This window comes from Rhodovulum sp. PH10, assembly GCF_000293785.1.
GTDB lineage: Bacteria > Pseudomonadota > Alphaproteobacteria > Rhizobiales > Xanthobacteraceae > Rhodoplanes.
In genome coordinates this window covers 50,123-71,334 of the sequence record NZ_AKZI01000036.1, presented here as the reverse complement: position 1 = coordinate 71,334, position 21,212 = coordinate 50,123, and the positions used below count along the sequence as shown (strand labels likewise).

The following is a 21,212-nucleotide window of genomic DNA, read 5'->3' as shown; positions in this document are numbered from 1 at the left end:
GAGCGACGGCCGATGCCCGGCCGCCGAACCCTCAGTCGCGCTTGTCGATCTGCACGTACTCGCGGCGCGGCGAGCCGGTGTAGATCTGGCGCGGACGGCCGATCTTCTGGCTCGGATCCTCGATCATCTCCTTCCACTGGGCGATCCAGCCGACGGTGCGGGCGATCGCGAACAGCACGGTGAACATGCTGGTCGGGAAGCCCATCGCCTTGAGGGTGATGCCCGAATAGAAGTCGATGTTGGGATAGAGCTTCTTCTCGATGAAGTACTCGTCGTGCAGCGCCACGCGCTCGAGCTCCATCGCCACCTCGAGCAGGTCGTCGTTGACGCCCGTCTCCGCCAGAACCTTGTGGCAGGTGGTCTGCATGATCTTCGCACGCGGGTCGTAGTTCTTGTAGACGCGGTGACCGAAGCCCATCAGGCGGAACGAGTCGTTCGGGTCCTTGGCGCGCTTGATGAACTCGGGGATGCGCTCGGGCTTGCCGATCTCGGCCAGCATCTTCAGCGCCGCCTCGTTGGCGCCGCCGTGCGCCGGGCCCCACAGGCAGGCGATGCCGGCGGCGATGCAGGCGAACGGGTTGGCGCCCGACGAGCCGGCCAGCCGCACCGTCGAGGTGGAGGCGTTCTGCTCGTGGTCGGCGTGCAGGATGAAGATGCGGTCCATCGCACGGGCGAGAACCGGGTTCACCTTGTACTCCTCGCAGGGAATCGAGAAGCACATGCGCAGGAAGTTCGCCGAATAGGGCAGCTCGTTCTTCGGGAACACGAACGGCTGGCCGATCGTGTATTTGTAGGCCATCGCCGCGAGCGTCGGCATCTTGGCGATCATGCGGATCGAGGCGACCATCCGCTGGTGCGGATCGGAGATGTCGATCGAGTCGTGATAGAACGCCGACAGCGCACCGACACAGCCGACCATCACCGCCATCGGGTGAGCGTCCCGCCGGAACCCCTGATAGAACCGCACCATCTGCTCGTGCACCATGGTGTGGCGGGTGACCCGGTAGTCGAAGTCCTTCTTCTCGGCCGCGGTCGGCAGCTCGCCGTAGAGCAGAAGGTAGCAGGTCTCGAGGAAGTCGCCGTTCTCGGCCAGCTGCTCGATCGGGTAGCCGCGATAGAGCAGGATGCCTTCGTCGCCGTCGATATAGGTGATCTTCGACTCGCAGCTCGCGGTCGAGGTGAAGCCCGGATCGTAGGTGAAAATGCCGGTCCGGCCGTAGAGCTTGCTGATGTCCAGCACGTCGGGGCCGATGGTCCCTTCGTATACGGGGAAATCGTACTGGGTATTTCCGAGGCTCAGGGTCCCGCTCTTGGTAGAGGCGCTCGTCTTGGCGTCCATTGGATCCTCGATCGATGGGGGTCAGCCGAGCTTGCGCTCGCGTGGCCGGGGATGGACTGGGAGTCGTGCCGCTCGACCGCGATTGCGTAGCGCATCTGCCACGGTGCAGCAACCGGTGCCGCGATGGGCGGGGGTGTCGTGACGGAGGGCCGGCAGGCGGGGGCGAGGGGGTATCACGCCTCCGATATGGGAGCGGAGACGGCGTTCGGCGAGGGGGGCGCCGCCGGCGCGGCGCGATCGCGAAGGCGGGCGAGGCACTCGGCCTTGCCGAGCACGGCGAGCACGTCGAAGATTCCGGGCGAGGTGGCGCGTCCCGTCAGCGCCGCGCGCAGCGGCTGGGCGACCGCGCCGAGCTTGAGCGCGTGCGCCTCGGCGAAGCGGCGCACCGCCTCCTCGGTCGCCTGCGCCGTCCACGGCTCGACCGGCGTCAGTGCCTCGACCAGCCCTGCCAGCACGCCCTGCGCCTCCGGCGTGAGAATCTTCTTCGCCTTGTCGTCGAGCGCGAGCGGCCGGTCGGCATAGACCCAGCGCGCGAGGTCGATCAGGTCGACCAGCGTCTTGGCGCGCTCCTTCAGCCCGGGCATCGCCGCGATCAGCGTCGAACGAAGCTCCGGCGTCAGCTTGCCGGCGAGCTCGGCGCCCTCGGGGACGTAGGGCAGCACGCCCTCCAGCGCGGCGAGCAGGTCGGCGTCGGCGGTGGCGCGGATGTAATGGCCGTTCAGGTTTTCCAGCTTGGCGAAATCGAAGCGCGCCGCCGAGCGGCCGATCTGCGGCAGGTCGAACGCGGAGATCATCTCCTCGGTGGAGAAGATCTCCTGGTCGCCGTGGCTCCAGCCGAGCCGCACGAGATAATTGCGCATCGCCGCCGGCAAGTAGCCCATCGCCCGGTAGGCGTCGACGCCGAGCGCGCCGTGGCGCTTCGAGAGCTTGGCACCGTCCGGCCCGTGGATCAGCGGGATGTGGGCAAAGGTCGGCGCGGTCCAGCCGAGCGCGTCGTAGATCTGCTTCTGGCGGGCGGCGTTGGTGAGGTGGTCGTCGCCGCGGATCACGTGGGTGACGCCCATGTCGTAGTCGTCGACCACCACCGCCAGCATGTAGGTCGGCGTGCCGTCGGAGCGCAGCAGCACGAGGTCGTCGAGATTCTCGTTCTGCCACACGACCCGGCCCTGCACCGCGTCCTCGATCACCGTCTCGCCTGCGAGCGGCGCCTTGAGGCGGATCACCGGCTTCACGCCGGCCGGCGCCTCGGACGGGTCGCGGTCGCGCCAGGTGCCGTCGTAGAGCCGGGTGCGGCCCTCGGCGCGTGCCTTTTCCCGCATGGCGTCGAGCTCGCTCTGCGAGGCGTAGCAGTAATAGGCGCCGCCGTCGGCGACCAGGCTCTCGGCCACCTCGCGGTGCCGGTCGGCGCGGGAAAACTGATAGATCGGGTCGCCGTCGCAATCGAGGCCGAGCCAGGCGAGCCCGTCCAGGATGGCGTCGATCGCGGCCTGGGTGGAGCGCTCGCGGTCGGTGTCCTCGATGCGCAGGAGCATCTTGCCGCCGCGCGCTTTCGCATAGAGCCAGTTGAACAGCGCGGTGCGGGCCCCGCCGATGTGCAGGAATCCGGTGGGCGAGGGAGCGAAGCGGGTAACGACGGTGTCGGTCATGATCTCGGCGGGTGAGAGGCCGCGGCGGGCCGGTGACGACGGAAGGCCCCTCTGGCGCGGGCGCAGGCGCGGCCCCTCCTATCACAGTCTCGGCGGAGAGCAATCCGGCGTTCGGCCGGCGCTCCCACGGCGCCCCACAATGCCCACACCGGGGACCGAGCAGCGGGACACGCCGGGCGGCTCGGCGACGCGGTGCCCGGCCACCGCGCGGTGCGACCAAACGGATGCCGCCGGGCGGCTTGACGGGCCGTGTGATCCGGGCGAACGACACCGCCATCATGACCGACACGATTGCAGTGACGAGCCTGCCGGCGGGGGTGGCGTCGGCCGGAGCGCCGGCCGTTTTCGCGCGCGGGCTGACCAAGCGCTTCGGCGCGGTGACCGCGATCGACAGGGTCGATCTCGAGGTCCCGCACGGCACGATCTTCGCGATCCTCGGGCCGAACGGCGCCGGCAAGACGACGCTGATGCGCATGCTGGCGACGCTCGCGCGGCCCGATGCCGGCGCGGCCACCGTCATGGGCCACGACCTCCTCACGGCACCCGGCGAGGTTCGCGGCTGCATCGCCATGACCGGGCAGTTCGCCTCGCTCGACGAGGATTTGACCGGCCGCGAGAACCTCGTCCTGCTGGCGCGCCTGTGGGGGTTTCGCGGCCGGGCGGCATGGGCGCGGGCCGACGATCTGCTCGCCGCGTTCGACCTCGCCGACGCCGCGCGGCGGCAGGTCCGGACCTATTCCGGCGGCATGCGGCGGCGCCTCGACATCGCCGCCTCGCTGGTCGTCACGCCGGGGCTTCTCTTCCTCGACGAGCCGACCACCGGGCTCGACCCGAAAGCGCGACAGGGGGTGTGGCGGATGATCCGCGGCCTCGCATCGTCGGGGGTCACCATCCTGCTGACCACGCAGTATCTCGAGGAGGCCGACCAGCTCGCCGCGCGGATCGCCGTGATCGACCACGGGCGCAAGATCGCCGAAGGCACCAGCCGCGAGCTGAAGGCCGCGACCGGCTCGGGCTTCCTGCACGTCACGCTCGCCGATACCGGGCAGCTCGAGGCGGCCAGGGGGCAGCTCGCCCGCCTGCTCGGCGCGCCGGTGCAACACAGCCCCGAAGGGGGCGCGCTGTCCGGGCCGGTCGCCTCGGCGGTGGAGGCGAACCGTGTGCTCGGCGCGCTGACGGCGGCGGGCATCGAGATCGCCGGCTTCTCGATGGGGAGCCCGAGCCTCGAGGAGGTCTTTTTCGCGCTCACCGGCAATGCCGAAGCCGCGCCAGAGGAGGGGGGTCGATGAGCGAGCGATCGAACGAGCCCGTGTCGGCGGCGTGGGTGACGATCGCGCGAGTGGCGCGTCCGCCGCGGCCGTCGGCGCTGTCGAACGCGCTCGGCTTCGGGTGGCGTGCCGTGCTGAAGTTCAAGCACGTGCCGGAGCAGTTTTTCGACATCGTCATGTCGCCGGTGATGTTCACGCTGCTGTTCACCTTCGTGTTCGGGGGCGCGGTCGCGGGATCGGCGAGCGACTATCTGCAGTATCTGCTGCCCGGCATCCTGGTGCAGACGGTCGTCTTCAATTCGGTTTATTCCGGCATGGGCCTGTCGACCGACCTCGACAAGGGGCTGTTCGACCGGTTCCGCTCGCTGCCGATCTGGCCGCTCGCGCCGTTCGCCGGGCTGATGGTCGGCGACGTGCTGCGCCACCTGATCGCCGGCACCCTCATCCTGGCGATCGGTCTCGTGCTCGGCTACCGGCCGGAGAACGGCGTTCCCGGCGTCGTCGCCGGCTTCGCGCTGCTGGTCGCGATCGGCTTCGGGTTCGGCTGGATCTTCATCGTCCTGGGGCTCGTCATCCGGACCCCGACCACGGTGATGACGATGGGCTTCACGGTTCTCTTTCCGCTCGTCTTCGCCTCCAACATCATGGTCTATCCGACGACGATGCCGGCCTGGCTGCAGGCCTTCGTGGCGGTCAACCCGATCTCGCTGACGACCACCGCGCTGCGCGGCCTGATGGGCGGCGGCGCGACGCTCGGCGAGGTCGCGCTCGCGCTGATCGCGCCGGCGGTGCTGACCCTGCTGCTGGCGCCGCTGACGCTGTGGCTCTATCTCAGGCGATGAGCGGGGCGGCCGCCATCGGAACGCCGGCCGCCGGGCCAAAATCCCGGCTTCTAGGGCGAAGGTGGTCCTCGCCCCTTGGCGCACCGACACGAATTTGGCACATAGACACGGGCGACGGCGAGCGACCCGCCCCGTCGCGGTAACGGAACACGGACGCAAGCGAACATGACCGCAGTCGAAACGGCCACCACCAACGTGGGCCGTGACTTCATTCGCGACATCATCCAGTCCGATCTCGACGCGAAGCGCGTCTCGACCGTGGTCACCCGCTTCCCGCCCGAGCCGAACGGCTATCTGCACATCGGCCACGCCAAGTCGATCTGCCTGAATTTCGGCGTCGCCGGCGAGTTCGGCGGGCGCTGCCACCTGCGCTTCGACGACACCAACCCGGTGAAGGAGGAGCAGGAGTACATCGACGCGATCGAGCGCGACGTGCGCTGGCTCGGCTTCGACTGGGGGACCCACCTCTATCACGCGTCGGAATATTTCGAGCAGATCTACGCCTGGGCCGAGCATCTGATCCTGGCCGGCAAGGCCTATGTCGACGACCAGTCGCAGGACGAGATCCGGGCGACCCGCGGCACGCTGACCGAGCCCGGCACCGACAGCCCGTTCCGCACCCGCTCGGTCGACGAGAATCTCGACCTCTTCCGCCGCATGCGCGCCGGCGAGTTCCCGAACGGCGCCCGCGTGCTGCGGGCAAAGATCGACATGGCGTCGGGCAACATCAATCTGCGCGATCCGGTGATCTACCGGATTCTCCACGCGACGCACCCGCGCACCGGCAACGCCTGGTGCATCTATCCGAGCTACGATTTCGCGCACGGCCAGTCGGACGCGATCGAGGGCATCACCCACTCGATCTGCACCCTCGAGTTCGAGGATCACCGGCCGCTGTACGACTGGTTCATCGAGAATTTGCCGGTGCCGTCGCGGCCGCACCAGTACGAGTTCGCAAGGCTGAACCTCACCTACACCGTGCTCTCCAAGCGGGTGCTCACCACGCTGGTGCGCGACAAATTCGTCGACGGCTGGGACGATCCGCGGATGCCGACGCTCGCCGGCCTGCGCCGCCGCGGCGTGCCGGCGGAGGCCTTGCGCGAGTTCGCCAAGCGGATCGGCGTCGCCAAGGCGAACAGCGTGGTCGACATGGCGATGTTCGACTTCTCGGTGCGCGAGGTCCTGAACCGCGTCGCCGAGCGGCGGATGGCGGTGCTCGCGCCGCTGAAGATCGTGATCGAGAATTATCCCGAAGGGAGTAGCGAGGAGATCGACGCGATCGATCACCCCGACCACCCGGAAAAGACCCGAAAGATCCGGTTCGGCCGCGAGCTGTTCGTCGAGCGCGACGACTTCATGGAAGACCCGCCGAAGAAGTTCTTCCGCCTCTCGGTCGGCCGTGAGGTGCGGCTGCGCTGGGCCTATTTCGTCACCTGCCGCGAGGTGGTGAAGAACGAGGCCGGCGAGGTGATCGAGCTGCGCTGCACCTACGACCCGGAAACCCGCGGCGGCAACGCCCCGGACGGCCGCAAGGTGAAGGCGACCATTCACTGGGTCTCGGCCGCCGACGCGGTCGACGCCGAGGTGCGGCTCTACAATCCGCTGTTCAAGAGCCCGGCGCCGAACGCCGGCGACTTCGCCTCCGACATCAACCCCGACTCGCTCGAGGTGTTGCGCGGCTGCAAGCTCGAGCCGTCGCTGCTCGACGTCCCGGTCGGCACGGCGGTGCAGTTCGAGCGGCAGGGCTATTTTTGCCCGGATCCCGACTCGCGGCCCGGCGCGCCGGTGTTCGACCGCACCATCGGCCTGCGCGACACCTGGGCAAAGATGCAGGGCGGGAAGTAGGGCGACGCCGTAGGGCGACGCAAAGGCTCCGCACCTGCGATACGTCTGGAAAGACGCCCGCGTCCGCTCGTCCCCGCGAAAGCGGGGACCCAGGAACAACGCGGAACCTCGTTCTTTGCTGCCGTCCTGAAGGACCGAGCGAAACGAATGTCGCTGCCCCGTTTCCGTTGTGTTCATCGTGAACCACGCGCGGTAATGGCATAGCGTCGAAGCTCTCGCCGAGGGCTTTCGATGGAGACGCGCGAGCGGGACCCGGGCCGCGTCCGTGCCGGCGTCCTGCCGGTCGCCGGATCGGCGGGCCGGGCGATCGCACCGGCTCACCGCCTGCCGGATTTCGCTGCGCTCCTCGGCGCGCGGCTGGCCGGCTGGGCCGCGACGGAGGTCGCGCCGGGCCGGCTGTTCCCCTGGCTGCCGGTCGCCTTCGGTCTCGGCATCGTCCTCTATTTCACCGCCGAGCGGGAGCCTGCGCTGTGGGCCGCCGGCGCCGCCTTCGCTGCGGCCGCGGCGGCGGTGATCGCCACCCGCCGGCACGGCGGCGTGGCGGTCGCGCTCGGCTTTGCGGCGCTCGCCGCCGGCTTTCTCGCCGCCGGCGTGCGGGCGCAAAAGGTCGACGCCCCGGTGTTGCGAAAGCCGCTGTGGGGGGCGACGCTCACGGGGTTCGTCGAACGCCGCGAGGAGCGCGAGCGAAGCGACCGGATCGTCGTGCGCATCCACACGATGGAAGGGCGCGGCCTCGCCGCCCCGCACCCGACCCGCGTCCGGGTCGCGGTGCGCAAGGGCACCGCGCCGCCGGTCGGCGCCTTCGTCGCCATGAAAGCGCGGCTTTCGCCGCCGCTCGCGCCGATGCGCCCGGGCGGCTACGATTTTGCCCGCGACCTCTATTTCCAAGGCATTGGCGCGGTCGGCTTCGCCCTCGGCCGGATAAGCGTGTCCGCGCCGCCGGTGACGCCCGATTTTTCGCTGCGCGCGGTCGCGGCGATCGATCGCCTGCGCTCCGCGATCGACGCCCGCATCCGCGCCTCGGTGCCGGGCGATTCCGGCGCGATCGCCTCGGCGCTGATCACCGGGCAGCGCGACGCCATCTCCCGTCGTGTGAACGACGCGATGTATGTGTCGAGCCTCGCTCACGTTTTGTCGATCTCGGGCTATCACATGGCGGTCGTCGTCGGGGTGGTGTTCGTCGGCCTCAGGGCGGTCTTGGCACTGGTGCCCGGTCTCGCGCTGCGCCGGCCGATCAAGAGCTACGCCGCCGCGGCGGCGCTTCTCGCGGCGGCCTTCTATCTCGTCCTGTCGGGCGCGGAGGTCGCCACCCGGCGCGCCTTCGTGATGACGGCGATCGTGCTGGTGGGCGTGATCGCCGGCCGCCGGGCGCTGACGCTGCGCACGCTGTCGATCGCCGCCTTCGCGGTGATGCTGCTCTCCCCGGAGGCGGTGGTGCATCCGAGCTTTCAGATGTCGTTCGCGGCGACCCTGGCGCTGGTCGCCGCCTACGAGCACGGCTTGCCCTGGATGGCATCGGGCGGAAAAACCGCGCTCGGCGCTCGGCTGGCGCTGTGGGGGGCACGCGAAATTTTTGGGCTGCTGGTCGCCTCGCTGGTCGCCGGCTTCGCGACCACGCTGTTTGCCGCCTATCACTTTCACCGGCTGGCGCCCTACGGCGTCGTCGCCAATCTCTTGGTGATGCCGGTGGTTTCGGCCTTCGTCATGCCGATGGGGCTCGCCGCACTCGCCGCCCTGCCGTTCGGCTTCGACGGCCCCTTGTGGCGGGCGATGGGATACGGCATCGACTGGATGACCGGCGCGGCGGTATGGGTCGCCGATCTGCCGGGGGCGGTCGGACGGGTGGCGGCATTCGGCACCGGGCCGCTGCTCGTCGGCACGCTCGGGCTCGTGCTTCTCGCGCTGCTGCGCTCGCCGCTGCGCTGGAGCGGGGCCGCGGTCCTGGCGCTGGCCGTCGGCCTGATGGCAGCGGTGCAAAAGCCAGACGCGCTGATCGCCGCCGACGGCGGGGCGATCGCCGTGCGCGGGGCGGACGGCCGGCTCGCCGTCGCGCGCGCGGCCAAGACGAGCTTCGCCGTGCGCGAATGGCTTTCCGCCGATGCCGATGCGCGCGCGCCGGATTCGGCGGAGGTTTTGCGCGGCGTCTCGTGCGATCCGGCCGGCTGCGTCGCGCGGCTCGCCGACGGGACGGCGGTCGCTCTCGCGAAAACCGTCGAAGCGTTCGCCGACGACTGCGCCCGCGCCGCGCTGATCGTCGCCCGCCGCGAGCCGCCGCCCGGCTGCCGCGCCACGGTGATCGGCCGCGACACCTTGCGCCGCTACGGCGCGCTCGCGCTTTATCGAACCGGGGCAGGGTGGGCGATCGTGCCCGCCCGCGAAAAAAACCTCGATCGGCCGTGGGCCTCGGCCGACCCGGCGCTCGCGTCGGTGGAGCTGCCGAGGATCGGCACCGGCACCACGGCCCGGGAACCGTCTCCGCCATCGTCCCGCGCAACGCCCGCCGGCAATTCTCCTGCCGAGTTGTCTGGCACGTCTCCTGACAAGTCTGGCACCGATCCGGCCGTGACGCCCGACGCCACGCCGCTCCCGGACGATCTCGACGCCGACGACTGAACGGCGCCGACTGAACCGATTCCGCGCCGTCGCGTGTCGATCGGCGCGATCTTTCGCTGCCCCGAGTTTCGCCCCTCACCCGCCGTTCGCCCTGTCGGGTGAACGGCGACCTCTCCCCGCAGGCGGGGAGAGATAAAGGGCAGTCGACAACGTCGCCGCTTCGAGCCGATTGTTCACGACCGGCATCACTTCAGAGGCTCGCCGCCGAGCAGAGACGAGACCTCTTTTCTGGGTCCCCGCTTTCGCGGGGACGAGCGGACACCGTGGGCTCCGAACGGCCGAAGCACGTCACATCCGACGACACGATCTTCGAGGTCGCAATACCTCGGCACGGCACCGTGCGCCCGGCCGGCCCCTTAACAAGAATCTCGTTCCTCACCAGCCGTCCGCCTTTTCAGACGAACGTGACCTCTCCCGTGCGCGTCTCCCCGCGAGCGGAAAGAGTTGAAACGCGGTCCCCAGAATGCCACCGGCTCGGTGCCGCCTCCTCAGTATCGCCGCATCAGGCCGACCAGCTTGCCCTGGATGCGCACGCGGTTGGGGGGAAGGATGCGCACCTCGTAGGCGGCGTTGGCGGGCTCCAGGGCGATCGAGGCACCGCGGCGGCGAAACCGCTTGAGCGTCGCCTCCTCGTCGTCGACCAGCGCCACCACGATGTCGCCGGTGTCGGCGTTCTCGACCTTGCGGATCAGCGCGATGTCGCCGTCCAAAATGCCGGCCTCGATCATCGAGTCGCCGCGCACCTCGAGCGCGAAATGGTCGCCCGAGGCGAGCATCTCCGGCGGCACGTTGATCACCGAGCTCTTGGTCTGGATCGCCTCGATCGGCGTGCCGGCGGCGATCCGGCCCATCACCGGCACGGCGACCGGACGGGCCGGCTCGTCCTCCACCGGCATCGGTCTCACCCGGCCGAGATTGCCCTCGATCACGCTCGGGGTGAAGCCGCGCGCGCGCGGCTGCGCCATCATCCCGTGGCCGACCGATTCGGGCAGCTTGATCACCTCGATGGCGCGGGCGCGGTTGGGCAGGCGGCGGATGAAGCCGCGCTCCTCGAGCGCGGTGATCAGGCGGTGGATGCCCGACTTCGAGCGCAGGTCGAGCGCGTCCTTCATCTCGTCGAAGGAGGGGGGCACACCGGTCTCCTTCAGGCGCTCGTGAATGAACCGCAACAGCTCGAACTGCTTCCGCGTCAGCATGTCCCTACCCCCGGGGCGCGTTCAGGCAATCACTGTATGTCGCCTAAACAAATCATGAACATACACTATCTGTTCGATGTGTGTTCCGCAACCCTTTAATTTGGAGTGAAGAAGTCGAAGCTTTGGCCGCAGAAACGATTAGGCCTAAGCGACGGTAGCCCCGTACGGACCCGCTCCAGCACTCGATTTTCGCGAATTTTCAGTGAGGTAGTCGAATCACTTCACAGCGCGATCCAGCCGCGAGAGCGGGCGCGAAGGGGGCGCGGATCAACAGCCCGTCGGCGAGGCCGAGCGGCGCGAGGAGCGACGAATCCTGGTCGACCACCGGGGTCGCGACCAGCCGGCCCTCGTCGTCGCGCCCGAGTCGCGCCCGCATGTAGTCGGCGCGCTCGTCGTTGGCGGCAAGGTCGCGGCCGGCGATCGCCGGCTCGGCCTCGACCGCGAGATCGGCGCGGCCCTGCAGGCGGCGCAGCAGCGGCACCAGGAAGAGCACCGCCGCGACGAACGACGACACCGGGTTGCCCGGCAGGCCGAGCACCGGCACGGCGCCGAGCCGCCCGCTCATCAAAGGCTTGCCGGGCCGCATCGCGACCTTCCAGAAGGCGAGCCGCATGCCCTCCGAGGCGAGCGCCTGCTGCACGAGGTCGTAGTCGCCGACCGAGGCGCCGCCGGTGGTCACCAAAAGGTCGACGTTCTCGGCCTTTGCGCGCCGGATCGCGTCGACCGTCTCGTCGAGCCGGTCCGGCACGATGCCGAGATCGGTCACCACGGCGCCTTCGGCGCGGGCGAGGGCGGCGAGCGCGAAGCCGTTCGAATAGACGATCTGGCCGGGGCCGGGCTCCGTGCCGGGCGGCACCAGCTCGTCGCCGGTGGCGATCAGGCCGAGGCGTGGCCGGCGATGCACCGGAACCGAGGGATGGTTCATCGCGGCGGCGAGCGCGAGGTCACGCATGGTGAGCCGCTGCCCGCGCCGCAGCAGCACGTGACCGGCGGAAAAGTCGCGGCCGCGGGCGCGGACGTGCCGGTTCTGCGCGGTCGGGGCGGTGAAGCTCACCGTGTCGCCGTCGCGGCGGGCGACCTCCTGGATCACCACGGCGTCGGCGCCCTCCGGCACTGGCGCGCCGGTGAAGATGCGCACCGCCTCGCCCGGCGAAACGGTGCCGGCGAACGGCCGGCCGGCCGGCGCCTCGCCGATCACGGTCAGCGTGACCGGGGCGGCCTCGCTCGCGCCTGCCAGATCCGCGGCGCGCAGCGCGAAGCCGTCCATGGCGGAGAGGGCTTCCGGCGGCTGGGTACGGCGGGCGGCGACGTCGTCGGCCAGCACCCGCGTGTGGGCCTCGGCGAGGGGCACGGATTCGGGGGGAAGCGGCGCGACGCCGGCGAGCACCTGCGCCAGCGCATCGGCGACCGACAGCAGGGCCACTATGCGCCCTCCGCCGCGGGTGCTTCGGGCGCGGACTCGTCGGCGCGGAAATGGCCGGATTTTCCGCCCGTCTTCTCGAGGAGGCGAACGCCCTCGATCCGCATGCCGCGCTCGACCGCCTTCACCATGTCGTAGACCGTGAGGCAGGCGACCGAGACGGCGGTCAAGGCCTCCATCTCCACGCCGGTCTGGCCGGAGACCTCCACCGTCGCCCGCACGGTGATGCCGCTGTCGTCCGGCGACGGCGCGACCTCGACCTCGACCCGCGTGACGGGCAGCGGATGGCACAGCGGGATCAGCTCGTGGGTGCGCTTGGCCGCCATGATGCCGGCGACGCGCGCGACGCCGAGCACGTCGCCCTTCTTGGCGTCGCCGCGCTTCACGAGGTCGAGCGTTTGTGCGCTCATCAGCACGCGCCCCTCGGCGACGGCGATGCGCTTGGTCACCGGCTTGTCGCCGACGCCGACCATGCGGGCTTCGCCCTGCCGGCCGATATGGGTGAGCCGCGGCTCGTCGGTCTCTGACATGTTTTTGTTTTTGGAGGTCATTCGGCGGCGGCGCTGGTGCGGCCCAGGAGCGCGCGGGTCGCGGCGATGACGTCGGGCTGGCGCATCAAGCTCTCGCCGACCAGCACGGTGCCGATGCCCACCTTTGCGAGGCGGGCGAGGTCGTCTGGTGTGAAAATGCCGGATTCGCCGACCAGCACGCGATCCTTCGGCACCAGCGGCGCCAGCCGCTCGGCGGTTTCGAGGGTCGTCTCGAAGGTCTTCAGGTTGCGGTTGTTGATGCCGAGCAGGCGGGAGGAGAGCTTCATCGCGCGCTCCAGCTCGTGCTCGTCGTGGACCTCGATCAGCGCGTCCATGCCGAGCTCGTGGGCGGCCTCCTCGAGATCGAGCGCCGTCATGTCGTCGACCGCCGCCATGATGATCAGGATGCAGTCGGCGCCGAGCGCGCGCGCCTCGGTCACCTGATAGGTGTCGAAGAGGAAGTCCTTGCGCAGCACGGGGAGTGCCGCGGCGCCGCGGGCGGCGACCAGATACTCGTTGCGGCCCTGGAAGGAGGGGCCATCGGTGAGCACCGAGAGGCAAGTCGCGCCGCCCGCCTCGTAGGCCCGGGCGAGCGCCGGCGGGTCGAAGTCGGCGCGGATCAAGCCCTTGGAGGGGCTCGCCTTCTTGATCTCGGCGATGAGCGCGGTACGGCCGCGGGCGAGCCGGCGCTCGATCGCGCGGAGAAAGCCGCGGGGCGGCGGCTCGCTGCGGGCGATCGCCTCCAGCGCGGACAGCGGATGGGCCTTCTTGGCGGCGGCGATCTCGGTGCGCTTGTAGGCTTCGATCTTTGCGAGAATGTCCGCCATGGGCAAGGTCACGCTGCGTTGGAGACGGCGATCAGCCGCTCGAGACTGCCTTCGGCGGCGCCCGAATCGATCGACTGGGCGGCGAGCGCGACGCCGGAGACGAGATCCTTGGCCTTGCCGGCCACCACCAGCGCGCCGGCGGCGTTGAAGATCGCGACGTCGCGATACGGCCCCTTGCGGCCCTCGAGCACGGCCTTGAGGGCGGCCGCATTGGCGGTGGCGTCGCCGCCCTTGAGCGCCTCGGGCGCGACCCGCGCGAGGCCGACCTCTTCCGGGGTGATCTCGAAGACGGTGACCTCGCCCTTGTCGAGCGAGGCGACGGCGGTCGGGCCGGAGGTGGTGATCTCGTCGAGGCCGTCGGAGGCGTGCACCACATAGGCGCGCTCGGAGCCGAGATTCTTCAGCACGTGCGCCAGCGGCTCGACCCATTGCTTGGAGAAGACGCCCACCATCTGGCGCTTGACGCCCGCCGGATTCGACAGGGGGCCCAAGAGGTTGAATATCGTCCGGGTGCCCATCTCGACGCGCGTCGGGCCGACATGCTTCATCGCCGGGTGGTGCAGGGGGGCGAACATGAAGCCGATATTGGCGTCGCGGATGCAGGTGCCGATCTGCGCCGGGGCGAGGTCGATGTTCACCCCGAGCGCGGCCAGAACGTCGGCGGCGCCGCATTTGGAGGAGAGCGCGCGGTTGCCGTGCTTGGCGACCGGCACGCCGGCGCCCGCGACAATGAAAGCCGCACAGGTGGAGATGTTGTAGGAGCCCGAGGCGTCGCCGCCGGTGCCGACCACGTCGACCGCGCCGGCCGGCGCATCGACCGGCAGCATCTTGGAGCGCATCGCCGCGACCGCCCCGGTGATCTCCTCGATGGTTTCCCCGCGCACCCGGAGCGCCATCAGGAGGGCGCCCATCTGCGAGGGCGTCGCCTCGCCGGACATCATGCGGGCAAAGGCGTCGGCCGCCTGCTCGCGCGACAGCGGCGCGCCGGTGGCGACCTGGGCGATCAGCGTCTTCAACTCGACCATGGAAAAAGCCTCATTGCGCGCGCGCCGGCCGGGCGACGCGGCCGTGCGCGTCGTTCCAGGCCCGGGCGAGATCGAGAAAATTCTTCAGCATCAAATGGCCGTGCTCGGACGCGATGCTTTCGGGATGAAACTGCACGCCGTGGGCGGGCCGGGTCTTGTGCTGCATCGCCATGATCAGCCCGTCGGTCTCGGCAGTGACTTCGAGCGCATCCGGCAGGGTTTTTCTATCGACCACCAGCGAGTGGTAGCGGGTCGCCTTGAACGGCCCGTTGATGCCACGAAAGAGCCCCTGGCCCCGGTGGGTCATCTCGGAGAGCTTGCCGTGCACCGGCACCGGGGCGCGCACGACGTCGCCGCCGAACGCCTGGCCCATCGACTGGTGACCGAGGCAGACGCCGAGCATCGGGATGGTCTGCGACGCCTTGTCGATCAGGTCGAGGCAGATGCCCGCCTCGTTCGGCGTGCAGGGCCCCGGCGAGAGCACGATCGCCTCCGGGTCGGCGGCGACCACCGCCTCGGCGGAAATCTTGTCGTTGCGGTGGACGACCACCTCCGCCCCGAGCCCACCCAGATAGTGGACGAGGTTGAAGGTGAAGCTGTCGTAGTTGTCGATCAGGACGATCATGGCGGCCTTTACCCGGCTCCACGGGTCTTAGAACGGGCGGAGGAGGGGGGTCAAGGTTCATCCCGGAACGGGTTCCGGACGGTGAGATCGGCGATGGCGAGACCGTTGCAAAAATCCTCCGACCAGAGAATCCGGCAGCCGGCCTCGAGGGCGGCGGCGACGATCATCGCATCGTAGATCGGGAGCCGGTGGCGCTCGGCGAGCGCGAGGCCGAGGTCGTGCACCGCGACGTCGACCGGCACCACGGTGCACAGCCCGCGAAAGCCCGCCAGCACGCTGCGCACCTCCGGCACGGTGAGCCCGAACTTTCGCGACGTCACCGAGGCGAACTCGTTCAAAACCTGGACGCTGACGACCCCGCCGCCGGCGAGCAGCCGCTCGGCCCGGTCTGCCTTTCGGGCGTCGGCCGAGATCGCGTATACGAGCACGTTGTTGTCGAAGAAGTCAGCCCCGCTCATCGGCGTCGCGCCGGTCGAAGCGGTAGCCCACCGGCACCCGGCCGCGGAATTTTCTGATCTGCGCCAGCATGTCCTCGATGGTCGGCGCCCTGGCGACGTCGAAGGTACGCGGGCCGGCGACCCGGATCTCGACGGCGTCGCCTTCCTTCAGGCCGAGCGCCTCGACCACCTCCTTGGGCAGCCGGACGGCGAGGCTGTTTCCCCACCTGGCGACCTGCATGGCGTCCTCCGGATATACGTGGCGAAAACGTATATCCTAAGGGTTTTGCGGGCGTTCACAACCCGTCGTCGTCCAGTCGCTACCCCTCGACGATCAGCAGGACGTAGACGCCGAACAAGATGAGGTGGACGAGGCCCTGCAGCACGTTGGTGCGGCCGCTGGCGAAGGTGATGATGCTGACGGCGAGCGTGAGCAGCAGCAGCACGAGGTCGGCGTGCTCGACCCCGAGCACGAGGTTTTGGCCGGTCATCTGCCCGACCAGGATCATTGCCGGGATGGTGAGGCCGATGGTGGACAGCACCGAGCCGAGAAAGATGTTGGTCGCCCGCTGCAGCCGGTTCGCCACCGCCGCCCGGATGGCGCCGATCGCCTCCGGCGTCGCCACCAGCACGGCGATGATCGCGCCGCCGAGCGCGGCGGGCGCATCCAGCGTCTCGACCAGGTAGTCGACCGGCCGGGCGAGGTGCTCGGCGAGAAACACGATCGGCGCCATGTAGAGCAGCAGCAGCACCGCGTGCCCGGCGCCGGCGTCGAGCCCGACATGCGCGGCGCGGTGCTCGTCCTCGCCCATCGTGAAGAAGCCACGGTGGCGACCGGTCTGCATCGACAGGAACGCCGCATAGAGGCCGAGCGACACCAGCACCAAAAACGCCTGCTGCGGACCCGCCAGCGTGGGGCCGGGGGTGGAGGTGGTGAAGTCGGGCATCACCAGGCTGAGCACGACCAGCGGCACGATGACGCCGAGATAGGCATTGGCCCCCTGCAGGTTGTAGGCCTGCTCGCGGTGCCGCCAGCCGCCGATCAAAAGCGAAAGGCCGACCATCGCGCCGAGAATGATCATCACCACCGAGAACAGGGTGTCGCGCACCAGCGTCGGATTGCTCTCGCCGTGCAGCATCACCGCCGAGATGCTGAACACCTCGATCATCGTCACCGACAGGGTGAGGACCAGCGTGCCGGCCGGCTCGCCGATCGCGGTGGCGACCGCTTCCGCATGCCGCACCACCGAGATCGCCGAGCCGAGGATGACGCCGAACAGCCAGACGAACACGACCGCGAACCACAAGGGGTTCGACAGATCCTTCGAGATCGCGTCGCCGGCGACCAGGAAGGTCGCGGCGGTGGTGATGCCGACGAGGAGGAAGCCCTCGGTGCGCACGAGCGCGGCAAGGCGAAGCGGGTTTGCTGTCATCGGACTGCGGTGGGTGAAAGGGACTGGCGGGACGATCGATCGGTGCTGAAGTCGTGTCCGGCCGGGGTGGCCGAATCGGGGCGGTGCGGCGCGCGCCGCAACCCCTCGTGATGCAACCATACACCGCCTGTCCAGGCCATGAACGGCCACATGCGCGGTTTTATTCGCACATGCAGCAAAACGCGAACAGGTTGATGGATGCGCGCGGGACTTGCCTTCCTCGCCATCCCTCGTTGTATGCTACCGCTTTCGACCACCGTTCCCGTATTTCGTTGTCATCACGGCGCCGCCGCCAGGGTGGGCGCCCGAGGGGTCCGCGCCATGAACCGACCCGTCCCCCCGACCACCGCCGGAACGACGCCCGTGCCGGACGGGCTGGTGCCGACCGGGCATCCCTACCGGCCGCGCCACAAGGTGCGGTTCGTCACCGCCGCCAGCCTGTTCGACGGCCACGACGCCTCGATCAACGTGATGCGGCGGATTCTCCAGTCGACCGGCGCCGAGGTGATCCATCTCGGCCACAACCGCTCGGTCGAGGAGATCGTCGGCGCAGCGCTGCAGGAGGATGCCAACGGCATCGCCATCACCTCCTACCAGGGCGGCCACATCGAGTTCTTCGGCTACATGCTCGAGCTGTTGCGCCGCGCCGGTGCGGACGACGTCAAGGTGTTCGGCGGCGGCGGCGGGGTGATCGTGCCGGACGAGGTGGCCGCCCTGCACGCGATGGGCGTCACCCGCATCTACACGCCGCAGGACGGCCAGGCGATGGGCCTGCAGGGCATGATCGACGACGTGATGACGCGCGCCGATTTCGACCTCGCCGCCCGGCCGCCGGCCGATCCGCTCGCTTTCACCCGCGGCGACCGAAGGGCGCTCGCCCGCGTGATCACCGCCTGCGAAAGCGGCGTCTGCCCGCCGGAAATCTCGCGGGTGATCGCCGAGGCGGCAGGACGCACGGTGCCGGTGCTCGGCCTCACCGGCACCGGCGGATCGGGCAAGTCGAGCCTCACCGACGAGCTCCTACGCCGGTTCCGCATCGACCACGCGGACGGGCTGAAGATCGCAGTGCTGGCGGTGGACCCGTCGCGGCGGCGCACCGGCGGCGCGCTGCTCGGCGACCGCATCCGGATGAACGCGATCGACCATCCGAACGTGTTCATGCGCTCGATGGCGACCCGCGACGCCGGCAGCGAGCTCGCCCGCGCGGTGCCGGACGCGATCGCCGCCTGCAAGGCGGCCGGCTTCGACCTGATCGTGGTTGAAACCTCCGGCATCGGCCAGGGCGACGCGGCGATCACCGAGGTGGCCGATCTCGCGCTCTATGTGATGACGCCGGAGTTCGGCGCCGCCACCCAGCTCGAGAAGATCGACATGCTCGACTTCGCCGACCTCGTCGCGATCAACAAGTTCGAGCGGCGCGGCGCCGAGGACGCGCTGCACGACGTGCGCAAGCAGGTGCAGCGCAATCGCGGGCTGTTCGGGCAAAAGCCGGAGGAGATGCCGGTGTTCGGCACCATCGCCGCGCGCTTCAACGACGACGGTGTCACCGCGCTCTATCACGCGATCGCGGAAAAACTCGAGGGGTTCGGGCTGTCACGCGGCGGCCGGCTGGCGCCGGTGACGGTGAAGCACTCGACCGCGAGCCGCGCCGTGGTGCCGCCGGAGCGGGTGCGCTATCTCGCCGAGATCGCCGAGACGGTGCGGGCGCATCACCGCCGCGCCGAGGCCGAGAGCGAGGCCGCGCGCGACCGCCAGGCTTTGCGCCGCACCAGAGACAAGCTCGCGGAGGCGGGACGCGACGAGGCGGCCGCCGCGCTCGACCCGCTGATCGCCGAGGCCGACGCAAAACTCTCGGCGGAGAGCCGGGCGCTGCTCGCCGACTGGCCGGAGACGGTGGCGCGCTACGCCGCACCCGAGCTGATCACGTCGGTGCGCGGCCGCGAGAGCCGGACGAAACTCGTGCACACCACGCTGTCGGGCACGCCGGTGCGCAAGGTGGTGCCGCCGCGCTTTCGCGACGAGGGGGAGATCCTCTCCTTTCTGATGCGCGAGAACTTGCCCGGAAAATTTCCGTTCACCGCCGGCGTGTTTCCGGTGAAGCGCGAGAACGAGGACCCGACGCGGATGTTCGCCGGCGAAGGCGACTGCTTTCGCACCAATCGCCGCTTCCACATGCTGTCGGCCGGCATGCCGGCAAAACGCCTGTCGACCGCGTTCGACTCCGTGACGCTGTACGGCTCCGACCCCGACGAGCGTCCGGACATTTTCGGCAAGATCGGAAATTCGGGCGTCTCGATCGCGACGCTCGACGACATGAAGGCGCTCTATGCCGGCTTCGACCTGTGCGATCCGGCGACCTCGGTGTCGATGACCATCAACGGCCCGGCACCGATGATCCTCGCGATGTTTCTCGACACCGCGATCGATCAGCAGGTGGAGAAATTCCGCGAGGTGCAGGGGCGGGAGCCGAGCGAGGACGAGCGGGCAAAACTGCGCTGCCTCGCGCTGTCGCGCGTGCGCGGCACCGTGCAGGCCGACATCCTGAAGGAGGACCAGGGGCAGAACACCTGCATCTTCTCGACCGACTTCGCGCTGCGCCTGATGGGCGACGTGCAGCAGTATTTCGTCACCCACGACGTGCGCAACTTCTACTCGGTGTCGATCTCCGGCTATCACATCGCCGAAGCCGGCGCGAACCCGATCTCTCAGCTCGCCTTCACGCTGGCCAACGGCTTCACCTATGTCGAGGCCTATCTCGCGCGCGGCATGGCGATCGACGAATTCGCGCCGAACCTCTCGTTCTTCTTCTCGAACGGGATGGACCCGGAATACGCGGTGATCGGCCGGGTGGCGCGGCGCATCTGGGCGGTGGCGATGAAGCACCGCTACCGCGCCGCCGAGCGGTCGCAGAAGCTCAAATATCACGTCCAGACGTCGGGCCGCTCGCTGCATGCCCAGGAGATGGCGTTCAACGACATCCGCACCACGCTGCAGGCGCTGATCGCCGTCTACGACAACTGCAACTCGCTGCACACCAACGCCTTCGACGAGGCGGTGACGACGCCGACCGAGGAGTCGGTGCGCCGCGCGCTGGCGATTCAGCTGATCCTCAATCGCGAGTGGGGGGTGGCGAAGAACGAGAACCCGAACCAGGGTGCGTTCGTGATCGAGGAGCTGACCGATCTCGTCGAAGAGGCGGTGCTGAAGGAGTTCGAGGCGATCGCCGCGCGCGGCGGTGTGCTCGGCGCGATGGAGACCGGCTATCAGCGCAGCAAGATTCAAGACGAGTCGCTGACCTACGAGCACAGAAAGCACGACGGCTCGCTGCCGATCGTCGGCGTGAACACGTTTCTCGCGCCGGCCGGCGCAGACGGCCACGAAGCGCCGCCGCCGTGCGGTCTGGTGCGGTCGACCGACGAGGAGAAGCGCTCGCAGATTTCTCGGCTGCGCGATTTCCAGGCTCGGCACCGCGAGGAGTCCGGCCCGGCGCTGGCGCGACTGAAGGCGGCGGCAACCCGCGACGAAAATTTGTTCGCCGTGCTGATGGACGTGGTGCGCTGCTGCTCGCTCGGCGAGATTTCGCGGGCGCTGTTCGAGGTCGGCGGCCAGTACCGGCGCAGTCTCTGATCCGCCGTGGCGCGCGGAGGTTTCGGGGTGCGTGCCGCGCCGGTATCGGTCATGATGGCGGGGTCGGGGGGGGGTGGGGGGGCGGCGATGGGCCTCTCGGCACGAGGGCAGCCGAGGCGAGGCGGCATGGGAGTGACATGGGACAGGTGAGCACGACGGCCGACCTGATCTTCGCCATCGCGCTCCTGGTGATGGTCGGCTGCAATCTTTGGCTCGGGCCGCGCATCCGCACCGCGACGGCACCCATTCAGTGGGGCTTCGACGGACATCCGACCAAATTCGCCCCGCGCACGGTGGCGATCTGGCTCGGCCCGACGCTCGCCGTCGCCGTACGGCTTCTGATCGGCGTTTTGGCGGAGCTCGTGCCCGACAGCGTGCACGGCACGAACGAGGCGGTGCTGATGCTGGCGGTGGTCACGGCGGTGGCCCAGGTCGGCCACCTCCTCGCCGTCGTCCGGTGGGCGCGCCGGCAGTGACCGGCGCTACCGCAGGAGAGGGCGGTCAGGCAAACGCTCACGGTGCCCGGCCGTGCTCGTCGC

The 21,212-nt window shown here is 69.4% G+C and carries 17 protein-coding genes; 6 read left to right on the top strand and 11 right to left on the bottom strand.

Going from position 1 to position 21,212, the window contains the following annotated elements:
• Positions 1-31: 31 nt before the first annotated feature.
• Both gltA and gltX read right to left on the bottom strand, forming a co-directional pair.
• Complete coding sequence (gltA, locus tag A33M_RS07300) at positions 32-1,339, bottom strand: citrate synthase (protein ID WP_008385264.1); 1,308 nt, start codon at positions 1,337-1,339, stop codon at positions 32-34.
• A gap of 173 nt (positions 1,340-1,512) precedes the next feature.
• Positions 1,513-2,985, bottom strand: a complete 1,473-nt coding sequence (gltX, locus tag A33M_RS07295) for a glutamate--tRNA ligase (protein WP_008385260.1) — start codon at positions 2,983-2,985, stop codon at positions 1,513-1,515.
• 278 nt (positions 2,986-3,263) lie between these two features.
• On the opposite strand from gltX, the gene A33M_RS07290 reads away from it, so the two are divergent.
• From A33M_RS07290 to A33M_RS07275, 4 genes are all read left to right on the top strand, one after another.
• Positions 3,264-4,274, top strand: a complete 1,011-nt coding sequence (locus A33M_RS07290) for a daunorubicin resistance protein DrrA family ABC transporter ATP-binding protein (protein ID WP_040619665.1) — start codon at positions 3,264-3,266, stop codon at positions 4,272-4,274.
• Complete coding sequence (locus A33M_RS07285; protein ID WP_008385255.1) at positions 4,271-5,095, top strand: ABC transporter permease; 825 nt, start codon at positions 4,271-4,273, stop codon at positions 5,093-5,095. The genes A33M_RS07290 and A33M_RS07285 overlap by 4 nt, the downstream gene beginning before the upstream one ends.
• Positions 5,096-5,260: 165 nt before the next feature.
• On the top strand, positions 5,261-6,940 hold the full coding sequence (locus A33M_RS07280; RefSeq protein ID WP_008385253.1) for a glutamine--tRNA ligase/YqeY domain fusion protein: 1,680 nt from the start codon (positions 5,261-5,263) through the stop codon (positions 6,938-6,940).
• 231 nt (positions 6,941-7,171) lie between these two features.
• Positions 7,172-9,553 (top strand): ComEC/Rec2 family competence protein, encoded by a 2,382-nt coding sequence (locus A33M_RS07275; protein WP_008385251.1) that lies wholly within the window; start codon positions 7,172-7,174, stop codon positions 9,551-9,553.
• A 488-nt stretch (positions 9,554-10,041) separates the two neighbouring features.
• On the opposite strand, the gene lexA is transcribed toward A33M_RS07275, so the two are convergent.
• The 9 genes from lexA to A33M_RS07230 form a co-directional block, all read right to left on the bottom strand.
• Positions 10,042-10,749: a transcriptional repressor LexA gene (lexA, locus tag A33M_RS07270; RefSeq protein WP_008385249.1), complete on the bottom strand. Its 708-nt coding sequence runs from the start codon at positions 10,747-10,749 to the stop codon at positions 10,042-10,044.
• 199 nt (positions 10,750-10,948) lie between these two features.
• A complete protein-coding gene (locus A33M_RS07265) occupies positions 10,949-12,166 on the bottom strand; it encodes a molybdopterin molybdotransferase MoeA (RefSeq protein WP_237718312.1) in 1,218 nt (405 codons plus the stop codon).
• 5 nt (positions 12,167-12,171) lie between these two features.
• Positions 12,172-12,699, bottom strand: coding sequence for a cyclic pyranopterin monophosphate synthase MoaC (gene moaC, locus A33M_RS07260; protein ID WP_040619663.1), 528 nt, complete (start codon positions 12,697-12,699; stop codon positions 12,172-12,174).
• A gap of 17 nt (positions 12,700-12,716) precedes the next feature.
• Entirely contained in the window at positions 12,717-13,526 is an 810-nt protein-coding gene (trpC, locus tag A33M_RS07255) for an indole-3-glycerol phosphate synthase TrpC (protein WP_008385242.1), read from the bottom strand.
• Positions 13,527-13,534: 8 nt separating this feature from the next.
• Positions 13,535-14,551, bottom strand: a complete 1,017-nt coding sequence (gene trpD / locus A33M_RS07250; protein ID WP_008385239.1) for an anthranilate phosphoribosyltransferase — start codon at positions 14,549-14,551, stop codon at positions 13,535-13,537.
• 10 nt (positions 14,552-14,561) lie between these two features.
• Entirely contained in the window at positions 14,562-15,176 is a 615-nt protein-coding gene (locus A33M_RS07245; RefSeq protein WP_008385237.1) for an anthranilate synthase component II, read from the bottom strand.
• Between the two features lie 50 nt (positions 15,177-15,226).
• The gene (locus A33M_RS07240; protein ID WP_008385235.1) at positions 15,227-15,634 is read right to left on the bottom strand and encodes a PIN domain-containing protein; all 408 of its coding nucleotides are present in this window, start codon (positions 15,632-15,634) and stop codon (positions 15,227-15,229) included.
• Positions 15,621-15,854 (bottom strand): AbrB/MazE/SpoVT family DNA-binding domain-containing protein, encoded by a 234-nt coding sequence (locus tag A33M_RS07235; protein WP_008385234.1) that lies wholly within the window; start codon positions 15,852-15,854, stop codon positions 15,621-15,623. The genes A33M_RS07240 and A33M_RS07235 overlap by 14 nt, the downstream gene beginning before the upstream one ends.
• A gap of 79 nt (positions 15,855-15,933) precedes the next feature.
• Complete coding sequence (locus tag A33M_RS07230) at positions 15,934-17,046, bottom strand: calcium:proton antiporter (RefSeq protein ID WP_008385231.1); 1,113 nt, start codon at positions 17,044-17,046, stop codon at positions 15,934-15,936.
• Between the two features lie 321 nt (positions 17,047-17,367).
• Here A33M_RS07230 and icmF point away from each other — a divergent pair, with 321 nt between their 5' ends.
• Together icmF and A33M_RS07220 are read left to right on the top strand one after the other, a co-directional pair.
• Positions 17,368-20,673, top strand: a complete 3,306-nt coding sequence (gene icmF / locus A33M_RS07225; protein WP_083850352.1) for a fused isobutyryl-CoA mutase/GTPase IcmF — start codon at positions 17,368-17,370, stop codon at positions 20,671-20,673.
• Between the two features lie 137 nt (positions 20,674-20,810).
• The gene (locus A33M_RS07220) at positions 20,811-21,149 is read left to right on the top strand and encodes a hypothetical protein (protein WP_040619643.1); all 339 of its coding nucleotides are present in this window, start codon (positions 20,811-20,813) and stop codon (positions 21,147-21,149) included.
• Positions 21,150-21,212: the final 63 nt, after the last annotated feature.